The 10,535-nt window shown below is 67.2% G+C and carries 9 protein-coding genes and 1 pseudogene; 9 read left to right on the top strand and 1 reads right to left on the bottom strand.

Features of this window, described 5'->3' with window-relative positions; all coding sequences use genetic code 11:
• From ACIBBB_RS29285 to ACIBBB_RS29245, 9 genes and pseudogenes are all read left to right on the top strand, one after another.
• Window positions 1-456: pseudogene (locus ACIBBB_RS29285) on the top strand (hypothetical protein); the annotation flags it as partial.
• An 84-nt stretch (window positions 457-540) separates the two neighbouring features.
• Window positions 541-1,515, top strand: coding sequence for a thymidylate synthase (locus ACIBBB_RS29280; protein WP_398987185.1), 975 nt, complete (start codon window positions 541-543; stop codon window positions 1,513-1,515).
• Window positions 1,512-2,123, top strand: a complete 612-nt coding sequence (locus tag ACIBBB_RS29275) for a nucleoside-diphosphate kinase (RefSeq protein ID WP_398987183.1) — start codon at window positions 1,512-1,514, stop codon at window positions 2,121-2,123. Before ACIBBB_RS29280 ends, ACIBBB_RS29275 begins: the two co-directional genes overlap by 4 nt.
• A gap of 28 nt (window positions 2,124-2,151) precedes the next feature.
• Entirely contained in the window at window positions 2,152-3,288 is a 1,137-nt protein-coding gene (locus tag ACIBBB_RS29270) for a radical SAM protein (RefSeq protein WP_398987181.1), read from the top strand.
• A complete protein-coding gene (locus tag ACIBBB_RS29265) occupies window positions 3,285-3,887 on the top strand; it encodes an exonuclease domain-containing protein (RefSeq protein ID WP_398987179.1) in 603 nt (200 codons plus the stop codon). Before ACIBBB_RS29270 ends, ACIBBB_RS29265 begins: the two co-directional genes overlap by 4 nt.
• A complete protein-coding gene (locus ACIBBB_RS29260) occupies window positions 3,884-4,489 on the top strand; it encodes an AAA family ATPase (RefSeq protein WP_398987178.1) in 606 nt (201 codons plus the stop codon). The genes ACIBBB_RS29265 and ACIBBB_RS29260 overlap by 4 nt, the downstream gene beginning before the upstream one ends.
• A gap of 863 nt (window positions 4,490-5,352) precedes the next feature.
• The gene (locus tag ACIBBB_RS29255) at window positions 5,353-5,826 is read left to right on the top strand and encodes a hypothetical protein (RefSeq protein WP_398987176.1); all 474 of its coding nucleotides are present in this window, start codon (window positions 5,353-5,355) and stop codon (window positions 5,824-5,826) included.
• Window positions 5,823-8,795 (top strand): tetratricopeptide repeat protein, encoded by a 2,973-nt coding sequence (locus tag ACIBBB_RS29250; protein ID WP_398987174.1) that lies wholly within the window; start codon window positions 5,823-5,825, stop codon window positions 8,793-8,795. The genes ACIBBB_RS29255 and ACIBBB_RS29250 overlap by 4 nt, the downstream gene beginning before the upstream one ends.
• Before the next feature lie 357 nt (window positions 8,796-9,152).
• A complete protein-coding gene (locus ACIBBB_RS29245) occupies window positions 9,153-9,308 on the top strand; it encodes a bifunctional DNA primase/polymerase (protein ID WP_398987172.1) in 156 nt (51 codons plus the stop codon).
• Between the two features lie 42 nt (window positions 9,309-9,350).
• Here ACIBBB_RS29245 and ACIBBB_RS29240 read toward each other — a convergent pair whose 3' ends face one another.
• Complete coding sequence (locus tag ACIBBB_RS29240) at window positions 9,351-10,508, bottom strand: helix-turn-helix domain-containing protein (protein WP_398987170.1); 1,158 nt, start codon at window positions 10,506-10,508, stop codon at window positions 9,351-9,353.
• Window positions 10,509-10,535 lie beyond the last annotated feature (27 nt).

Here is a 10,535-nt window from a genome sequence, read left to right as displayed (position 1 = left end):
CGCCGCCCAGGGCATTCGACGCCCGCTCACGTACTTCCCGGAGACTCCACCATGCGCACCACGATCGCTGACGCAGACAGCACGACCCCCGTCCAGGAGACCACCGACACTCTCCGCGCCGCATTCCGTCAGCACGGACTCGACGTCCCCGGTCTGTCTGTAGTCGGGGGCAAGGTGGAGCTGGGTGAGGTCACCGTCGCCACCGCCGACCGGCTCGCCTGTCTCCTGGGCGCGCCGGTGCGGAGGGTCGAGCGGAACCTGGAGGAATGGCCCGAGGTGCGGCAGGTCATGCGCCGTCTCGGCGCGGCCTTCACAGCAGTGACCGGCGGCGGCTTCCTCGATCTGTACTTCCACCACGACTGCGTCCGCTGCGACAGCGACGCCGCCCTGGCAGTCAGCCCCATCGACGCACAGGCCGCGCGAGGTCTCCTGGCCGCTCTCCGATCGCGAGCATGACCACCCCGGCCGCTGTACCTGCTGAAGGAGGAACCCCTGTTAACTCCACCTGTCTATCCGAACTTTGAGCGGGCGTATCTGGATGTGCTCGGTCATCTGGCGGATCGGTTCGAGTACCGGAACGCGCCGCGTGGGAATGCCGCGCGTGAGCGTATCGGTATCAGTTTTCAGATTGCCGATCCGCGTGCGCGTCTTCCGTATCTGGCCGAGCGGAAGGTCAATCCTGTCTGGCACTTCGCCGAGGCGCTCTGGTACCTGGCCGGTCGCAATGATGTGGAGATGCTGGCGTACTACGCGCCGCATGTGCGGCAGTTCTCGCGTGACGGGCGGACGATGGGCGGGTCCGCGTACGGGGCGCGCATGTTCAACCCGGCCACGGTTGGTGGCACATCACCGTTCGACCGGGTCCTGGAGCTGCTGCGTACGGAGCAGGACAGCAAGCGCGGCCTGCTGCCGATCTTCACCGCCGATGAACTGGCCGTGGCCGACAACCCCGACATGTCCTGCGTGGTCGCCCTGCACCTCCTGGTCCGGGAGGGCCGGGTCCACATGGTCTGCTACATGCGGGCCAACGACTGCGACCGCGGGCTGCTGTCCGACACGTTCTCCTTCACGATGATCCAGGAGTTCGCCGCCGTACAGCTCGGTCTCGAACTGGGCACGTACACCCATCACATCGGCTCGGCGCACGTCGGCGAGCGCGACGTCCCGCGCATCAGGCGAGTCCTGGCCGAGGCCGAACTGGCCACGTCAAAGCGGCGGTTCCCGTTCCCGAAGATGCCTGCCGGCACATCCTTCTCAACCATCTCCGACCTGCTCATGCACGAGGAAACGCTGCGCTCCGGCCGGGGCCGCCAGCAGCCGCGGGAGATCGCGTCGCTCGGCTTCGACCCGTACTGGCAGCAGGTGCTGCTGCTGTTCGAGGTCCACCGGCAGATCCGCCACTGCCCGGCGGACCCGGTCGACGAGAGCGTGCTCGCCGCCCTCGACCCCGGGCTTCGCTGGCTGGTGGGTCACCGATGGCCCACGCGCATGCCCGATACGGGAGCGCGGTCATGACGATGCCCGGGAAGCCGTCCTGGAGCGGCGGTGTGGTCGACGGCGTCGACTGGGACCGGTGGACGGTGATCCTCTGCAAGCCGGACTGCGCCGAGACCGGCCTCACCGACCGGGTCCTTGAGCGGATCGCCGCCTGCGGTGTCACCGTCCTCGGCCGGCTCGACCTTACGGCGAGGGCGTGGCAGGCCCACGTGCACTACTGGGACCTGCTGGTGGACGCCGACTGGTTCACCGGCCGCGACATCCCCGCCGCGCTCGATGCCCTGTACGCCGACAAGCCGGTCACCGTCGCCCTCGCCCACGGCGATGCCGGTATCCACGGCAGAGTGCGGGACCTGCTCGGTCACTTCGACCCCACGCAGGCCGCCAAGGGCACCATCCGCGGGGACCTCGGCCGCGACAGCCTGGAAGAGGCGCTCGCCGGCGCCCGACTGGTGAACAACCTCGTGCACACCTCGGACGACCCCGACGCCGCGCGCCGGGACTTCGGCACCTGGTACGGCGCCCGCCGCCGCAAGTTACTCACCCCACCGCCGCAGCACCCACCGCACCAGCGTGCGGCAGCCGAGCACCCGCTCCGGCACACCCCTGACTGGAGGTCCACATGACTACGCCCGTTGCCCCGTCCCGCCCATCTTGTCCTCGGACCAGATCGGTGGGCTCAAGCCGGAACTCGCCGACGTGATCGAGTACCGCAAGTCGGGGCTGTCGCTGAACTGGATCGTCGGCTGCCCGCTGGAATGCGGATACTGCGTCCGGCACCTCTTCGACAACTTCGAAATGAAGACCCCCCGCCGCCTCATGAGCGACGAGGAGGCCGTCACCCACCTCGTCGGGCACCCGTACTTCCAGCCGCACAAGACACCCATCCAGCTCCTGAACCGGGCCACGGACCCCATGCTCCCCATCGTCAAACCGCACGTGTTCAACGTGCTGCGGGCACTGGACGAGCAGGGCCTGACCAACCACGTACTGATCATCACGCGGTGGCGGGTGACGCCCGAAGACTGCGCGATCCTCAACAGCTTCACCCACCTGCGCCTGACCGTCCTCGTCACCCACTCCAACATCGCCAACCCCGCGATCGAACCCGTCGACTCGGGCATCGCCGCACGCAGCCTGCGCACCCTGTACGAGCACGCCGAGCGCTACCGCACCGTCCTGTACTGGCGCCCGATCGTGCCCGGCCTCAACGACTCCGCCGCCGACATCGAACGGGCACGTGAACTGTCCCGGCACGCGCACGCGACCGTCTTCACCGGACTGTTCTTCCGCGAGGAGATCGCCTCCTACTACCAGGCGCACGGGCTGCCGATGCCCTACGACGAGACGGCACGGCGGAAGATCATGCCCGAAGTCTCCGAGCAGCGGATCCTCGACGCCTTCCAACAGGACGGCACTTGGGGGGCGTTGTTCCGAAAGACGAGCTGCGGGGTCGCCTACGCGCACGGAGAGGCCGACTACAACGGCCACTTCGGCATCCGGGAACTGTGCGACATCTGCCCCGAGGACCAGATCGCACGGTGCCGGGCCGCGTGGGTCAAGCCGGATCCGGCGGCCGTCACGGCCGAAGCCCGAGCACTCGGTGCGACGGGCGTGGTGGAGGTCAACGAGCGTGCCATCGTCGTGGAGGGACTGGACGAGCCACCGCGCTACTACCTCCAGCACGGCTTCGGCTACCAGTGCCACGACCGCACCAAACCCCACCAACACCGCCAACACGGCCGGGCCCCCATCGGCTGGACGGCGGAGAACGGACCCACCCCCGCATGAACTTCTCCTCCTGGCCCCCGCTGCTCGCGGTCGACGTCGAGGGCAACGGCGCCAACCCGCCCGACCTCGTCGAAGTCGCCGCCCTCCCCGTACGCGAGGGACAGCCGGACACCAGCACAGCCGGTGCGTGGCTGACCAAACCCCGGCACCCCGTGACCCCGTTCGCCACCCGCGTCCACGGCCTGACCAACGACCGCCTGGAAAACGAGCCGGTCTGGGAGGAGATCGCCGACCAGGTCCGCACACTCCTCGGCACCTCATGGATCTGCGCCCAAAACGCCCACGTCGACCACCGGGTGCTCTCCGCGCACCTCCCGACGTGGCAGCCGGCCGGAATCCTCGACACCCTCCGCCTCGCCAAAGCCACCCACCCCGGCCTGCCCAAGTACACCCTCGACGCCCTGATCGAACACCTCCGCCCGGACCTGACCACGGCCCCCGCACACCGCCACCGCGCCACCTACGACGCCTACGCCACCGCCCAGCTCCTGATCCTCATGGCCGACCACTACGACACCTGGGACCAGCTCGTCGCCGCGGCCGTACCGCCCGGCCTGCCCGGAGCCCCCGAACCAGACAAGGACCCCACCCTGTGGTGACCACCCCTCAGCCCATCCGCATCGGCATCATGGGCACCCACTCCACCGGCAAGACCACACTCCTCAAACGCATCGAAATGGAACTACGCGCCCACGGAATCCCCGTAGCCCGCACCGGCCGCCTCGGAAAACGAGCCGCACTCACCGGCCTGCCGAAAATGCAGCACCACACCGCCACCTCCACCGAATGGATCATCACCCAAGGCATCGCCGACGAAATCGCCGCCATCCGGCCCGATCCCGAACCGATCCAAGTCATCCTCGCCGACCGCGCCGCCTGGGACGCCCTCGCCTACTTCCACGCCGCCGAGGAATGGCGACAGGAGACCCAAGACCCGCTGGAGCGCGAACGGCTACGGCTCCTGGCCTCCACACAGGCCCCGAAGTACAACTTGCTCCTGGCCAAGGTCCTCGACGAGGCCCTACCCGTCGAGAACAAGCACGACTACGACCCTCGCTACCGGACGCTGGTCGACCACCACACCCACACCCTCCTCACCGAACACGAAATCCCACACCAACGCGTCACCGGCGACCCCGACAGCCAAGCCCACGCCGTCGAACTGGCACTCCAGCTCTGCCTCAACCAGACCACGCCATGAACCGTCGACCGCAGGGGCACCACCCGGTCCACCGGCGCGCAGTTGTTCGCGGTCTGCGTGAAGACCACCGCCACACCGCTCACCGACACCACGCTCTTCGCCGCCGCGAGCCCGCCGCAGAGACGCTGAACCTGACACCCTCACCGCTATGACAAGCAGTCTCGACACCGGCGATCAGCGACCAGTGCTGTGTCCCCCTCCGTGGCCTGCACTTGACGCGTTGGGCCAATGCGCTCCCATAGACCGACAGGCGGTTGCAAGATCCATCCCCAACCCGCCTCCCGGTGACTCTGCTCCGGCTGGTGGTTGCATTCGTCCGGTAGGTGCGCAACGCCGTGCGGGGAGATCAGAATTCGCTCGGGACGAACCACAAGATTTCGCGCCGCCCGGGCATGGACGGTTGGCCGGTACGCACGCGGAACGGATCCGTCCGACGGGCAGTCGCAGCCTTCCCCGATGAGGAGGTCACAGCGGTCACATTTCTTCGATGCCATGCGGTCATGGTTTCAGCTGCCTCGCACAGCATGTGGTCAAACCCCCCCAGCACTCCTAAGTTGGGCGATCAGCTGCCCGACTCCCAAGAAACGCACAAGCGTCGGTTGCGGACCCCTGTCACGCGGGGAGGACCGGCGCGCCGGTGCGGGGGCCGAGGCGGGTTGGCCCTTCTGGTTGCACTCCGCTCATCCCGCGCCGCATGTACGACTTCAAGTCAACTGCTTTGCCATGTAGGGGTGCTGAGGAGAAAGGACTGTCGGCCTTCGCTGTCATCAGTAAGAATCGGGGACGGGCTATTCGTCCCAACAGCACACGGCCCTTTGCCTCAAGTACACGGTTCGTGGTCATGGAAGGAACGGTGGAGGCACATGCTCGAAGAGCTTGCGGTGTCCGGCGGCTCGGCTCTGGTGAGTGCGATGGCGACCGATGTATGGCCTGCGGCCCGCAGCCGCGTTGCCCGGCTGTTTCGCCGCAGCGGGACGGAGCAGCAGGCTGGCATCGAGACACGGCTCGACGAGCACGCAGCGTTGGTCGCGGAGATGTCGGACGGCGAGGGCGACGAAGTCCGGCAGGCGCTGGCCCCTCAGTGGACGCTGCATCTGCGCCTTCTGCTGCGTCATCACCCAGAAGCCGCCGCCGAACTTCAGGCACTGTTGGACGAGATTAACGGCGCGTTGCCGCATGCCTCGACACACTACGTGCAGCACGTCGTCGCGAAGGACGGCGGGCATTCCTACGGTGCCCAGAACGGCAAGATCATCGTGAACCATGGGCCCTTGACCCCGCCAAGTGACGTGGAGCCGGGAGGGCCTGGGACCACAGGTGGCGGAGACACGCGGTGAGCGAGGGGAGCTCCGGCTCCTGGCTGGGTTCGTACGGCGACCGGCAAGTAGTCTCGGCGGAAAACGGGGGGTTCGCCTACGGGGTCGTCAACGGTGATATGCACGTCTTCACCCACGGCGGCCCGGTCTATTTGCTCTTCGAGTACCGGTCGCCGGACGTCGCACGCGGCAGTGGGGTGCCTGCTCAGCCGAGCAGCATGCTCGACGCCCGCTCTCAAGTCGTTGCCTTCACAGGGCGCGCGGAAGAGCTGTCCCGGCTCTCCGCATGGCGTGACCACGACGGGAAGCGGCTGGCGGCCAGCTGGCTGCACGGTCCTGGCGGCCAGGGCAAGACGCGGCTGGCGGCGCAGTTCGCCTCCGAGAGCGCAGCGGCCGGTTGGAAAGTGGTGACGGTCACCCACGGCCCCGGCGCTGTTCCGCCGTCGCCCGGAAGCCAGGACATGAGCCCGGGCGACGCCGCCGGGTTGTTGCTGATCGTGGATTATGCCGATCGCTGGCCGCTGACCCATCTGACATGGCTGTTCAGCAACCGCCTGTTCTGGGAAAGAGTGCCCACCCGGTTGCTGCTGCTGGCGCGCTCCGCCAACTCCTGGAGTCCCGTACGCAGCACGCTGCACGGGGCTTTCGACGTAGACACCAGCAGCCATCCGCTCCAGCCGATCGCCGACGATGCCCTCGGCTTGCGTGAAGCGATGTTCGTCGTAGCCCGAGACTGCTTCGCGGCCCGCTACGGCGTCGCCGACCCGTCAGCTGTCGCGCCGCCCAGCCGTCTTCACGACCCGGACTTCGGCCTCGTGCTGGCACTGCACATGGCGGCGCTGGTAGCGGTCGACGCCCACGTCCACGGAGACCGGCCGCCAGAGGACCTGGCAGGTCTGTCCTCCTACCTGATCAGCCGTGAGCAGCGGCACTGGCAGCAACTTTTCGAGAACGGCGCGGGCCGCGCTGCCGACGGCGACGCCCCGGCCCTGGAATACACCACCCCTCGCAGCGTGATGCACCAAGTTGTTTTTACGGCGACTCTCACCGGGGCCACCTCGTTCCGGACCGGGAAGCGAGTGCTAGGTAGTCTCCAGCTGGCCGACCCTGGGCGGCTGCTGACGGACCACGGCACGTGTTATCCGGCGACCGTCGCCGGTGCCGTTCTGGAGCCGCCCTACCCGGACAGATTCGCCGAAGAACTGCTGGCCCTCAGCTTCCCAGGCCATCCGGAATACGCCAACACACCGTGGGCGGACGACACCGCCGAGACGGTCCTCCAGGAGGCTTCCGACGGCACGCCCTCCCCATATACGGCTCGCGCTCTCACGTTCCTGACCTCAGCGGCCGCACCCCGCCGATGGCCGCACATCGCCTCCTATCTCGAAGATCTCCTGCGCGAGCGGCCCGCGCTGGCCGTCGCTGCCGGTGGCGACGTTCTCGCAGGTCTCGCCGGGCTGGACATCGACCCGGAAGTGTTGGAGGCCGTCGAGAAGTGCATGCCTAGGCACCGTCGCATCGACCTGGACGCCGGCATCGCCGCACTCGGCTCGCGCCTCGCCAAGCACCGGCTCTCCCGTACCGATGACCCGGCTGAGCACGGCTTTGTTCACCGTCGGCTCTCTGTGCTCATGGCAAGGGCGGGACGACGCGAAGACGCTCTGAAGGCCGCGGAGACCGCCGCCGGGATCCACCGAGGGCTGATGGAGACCGGTCCTGCCACTCATGCGCCGGAGCTGGCCCTGTCGCTGGTCGAACTCGCCGACGCCCAGCAGGCGCTCGGGCGATGGCGGGAATGTCTGCGCACCGCGGAAGAGGCCGTGCGGATCCACCGGGGCCTGCCCAGCGCCGTTCTTACGAAGCACGCCGCCGTATTCGCCCGTGCCCTTTGTCTGCTGAGCGATGGGCTGGTCGGGGAGGAGCGCTGGCAGGAGGCGACTGCGGCGCATGAAGAAGCGGTGGCGACACTCCGCCGGCCGGTATCAGGGAGAGTCGTCGGCGACGACCCCGACCTGGCGCGGGCACTGACCGGCCTGAGCACGCTTCTGCATTCCGTAGGGCGAGCGGTGGAGGGGGTTTCGGCGGTAGAGGAAGCCGCAGGCACGTACGAGCGTCTGGCGCGGGCCCACCCTGGTGTATACGAGCCCGAACTGGCCCTGTCGCTGACCAACCTGGGTGCGGGACTGCACGAGTTGGATCAGAAAGTAAAGGGCCTGGCCGTCGCGGAGAAGGCCGTAGCAGTCCACCGGCAACTGGCGACGACGAGCCCCGCCTCCTTCGAGCCGTCCTTCGCGGCAGCGCTGACCAACCTCTCGGTGCATCTGGACGAAGCTCACCGCCACACCGAGGCCCTGCAGGCAGCGGAGGAGGCCGTCGAAATCTCCCGGCGACTGGCCACAGCGATACCCGGCGTTTTCGAGCACGATCTCGCCAACGCGCTGACTGAACTGAGTCGGCGTCTCGCCGACAAAGGGCGATTTCCGGAAGCCATACGGGCAAACGAAGAAGCACACGAGATCCGGCGACGGACACGCTCCGGCAGGCACGGCTCCGACCCGCGACAGACACTGCGGGCGGCAGCCAGCGCCTATTCCCGGCTCGCCGCAGCACGCCGTACCAGCACCAGAGTTTGGGCAGCGGATGAGCATTGGGTGTCTCTTGTTGCGCAGGACGAGATGTGGCAGGACTTCGCAAACCGTCGTCACCGCCTCGCCGATATGCCCCCGTCGTACTGTCGAAACGTCGAGCGCTTCATCCGCAGAGAACCAGAGGCCGTCATAAGGACGCTCCTCAAGGCCGAGTCCATCCAGATTCACGACTGGCAAGCCGACGACACCCCCTCGACCTGGTTGACCCGCCAGCCGCTGCTGACCGCACTGCGCCGCCGGGCACGGGGACTGCCTGTCCGCCCGGTTCTCTGTCATTGCGGATACGCAATTGAACCGGGCTGGGACCACGACGACTGCTACCCGGGGATCATCGTCGATTGATATGCCCCCTGCGCCCGCCCCCTAGGAACGGCAGGTGAGTTGCTGGTGAGGGTGGCTGACGTTAAGGCGCCGTTGCCGGGACATCGAGGGCACCCGCAGGTGCCTCAGTCATGGCGTCTATGGAGGTGGAGCGGGTGCGTCCATGACTCACTCATGCCTCTACCAATACAGCATCTGCATTCACAAAATCAGCGAGTTGGACACGTCGGTGAACCTCATCGGTTGCGCGGTCACCGCGCTTCATCAGGACTTCACCGCCTTCTGATGCAACTTGATGGACACAATGTGCCACGAGTCCTGCGCCGTCATCGACAAGCAGCCGCACGTCGTGCGGCCTGACAAGCCGCACAAGATCCGGTGACAGGGTGGGCAACCACCGACATGGACCGGGTCATCGCGGCGGGGACGCACTCACCCGCCGCCAACCCGGCCATCGCCTGCACGTCGTCCGGGCTGCTGGCTGTCGACTGCGACATCGCCAAGGGCGAATTCGCCCTGAAGGGCACGCCGTAAGAGCAGAGGGCCGAAGGCCAGGGCTGCGGGCTACCAATGAGATCAACGCACGACCGACAGTTGCGGACGCTGCTGCGTGGGTGCCGTGCGGTTACTGCTGCGCCCGCCGTCTTGGCCGGTGACGACGAGCCCGAAGACGAGGTCATTGAGGTCTGCGAGGCGAAGCTGAAGATCGCGGGCGACATCGGCTGGTGGGGTGCCTTCGGCACGGAGGGCGGTAAAGACCTTTCCCAGCACTTGCGAGGTCTCCCTGCCTAGACGGCTTTGTGGCTCCGCCTTGCGGAAACCCAGCCGACCAAGCTCGATGCAGTGAGTCCGATACTGCCACTCAGTGGTGAGGTTCAGTTCGTGCAGACGGTGAGCGAGCGCCATTGCCGCCACCTTCCAGCGCCGCTTGGCCTGAAGGATCCAGTGAGTGCTGGGGTTGCGTGGCGCGTACGCGAGCACGTCTGCAGCCGGCATGAGAAGGGAGGCCGCAAATCGGTGTGCTTCCCCCTCCGCCTGCGGACCGTGTGGAACCTGTTCCTCCCCATGGAGGACCAGATGACCAAGCTCGTGCGCCGCGTCGAATCGCCCTCGCTCGGCGGTCTTCTCAGTGCTCAGCAGAACGAAAGGAACACCTCGATCCCAGAAGGAGAAGGCATCGACTTCCGGACAGTCACGGGAGAGAGAGAAGACCCGGACCCCGTGAGCCTCCAGGAGGTGGACCATGTTGGGGATCGGAGCCACGCCCAACCCCCAACGGGCTCGGACGAGTTCGGCCGCGGACTCGGCCGGACTGTCGGGCCCCGCCGCCTCTCCCGGGAACGGAGCTTGTTCGCCCACGCTCAGGCGGCTGAAGGACGTCAGGGAAGGCAGGGCCGCAGCCGGTAGGCCAAAACGAGCCCCGACCCAATCCTGCAGGACGCGGGCCAGACGGCCGTTACTGAGGGCAATGTCGCGTTGCGAAGCTGTCATCTTGCTCAGTGCCCGGAAGCTCACCGATTCCAAGGGGAGGTCGGCTACCTCCTCGGCGCTGAAGAACGCTTCCGGGAATTCGAGCGCCTTGGCGATGGCCGTCAAAGAGGGCGGGCTGGGGTGTGCTCTCCCATTTTCGAAGTCCGACAGTCGTCGGGCGGTGAGGCCCGCCAACTGGGCGAGCCGAGTGACGGTCAGCCCTCGTCGCTTGCGCGCGAGGACGAGACGGGAAGCGGTGGTCATGGGAGTGTGCCTATGAGTTGGGGTGGA

The organism is Streptomyces sp. NPDC051217 (assembly GCF_044455465.1).
In the GTDB taxonomy this organism is placed as follows: domain Bacteria; phylum Actinomycetota; class Actinomycetes; order Streptomycetales; family Streptomycetaceae; genus Streptomyces.
Note: the sequence above shows the minus strand (reverse complement) of the source record. Positions and strands in the feature narration are given on the sequence as shown.

Coding starts and splice junctions, on each gene's coding strand:
- ACIBBB_RS29275 (WP_398987183.1), top strand. CDS start 1,512: ATGACGATGCCCGGGAAGCCGTCCTGGAGCGGCGGTGTGGTCGACGGC.
- ACIBBB_RS29265 (WP_398987179.1), top strand. CDS start 3,285: ATGAACTTCTCCTCCTGGCCCCCGCTGCTCGCGGTCGACGTCGAGGGC.
- ACIBBB_RS29255 (WP_398987176.1), top strand. CDS start 5,353: ATGCTCGAAGAGCTTGCGGTGTCCGGCGGCTCGGCTCTGGTGAGTGCG.
- ACIBBB_RS29240 (WP_398987170.1), bottom strand. CDS start 10,508: ATGACCACCGCTTCCCGTCTCGTCCTCGCGCGCAAGCGACGAGGGCTG.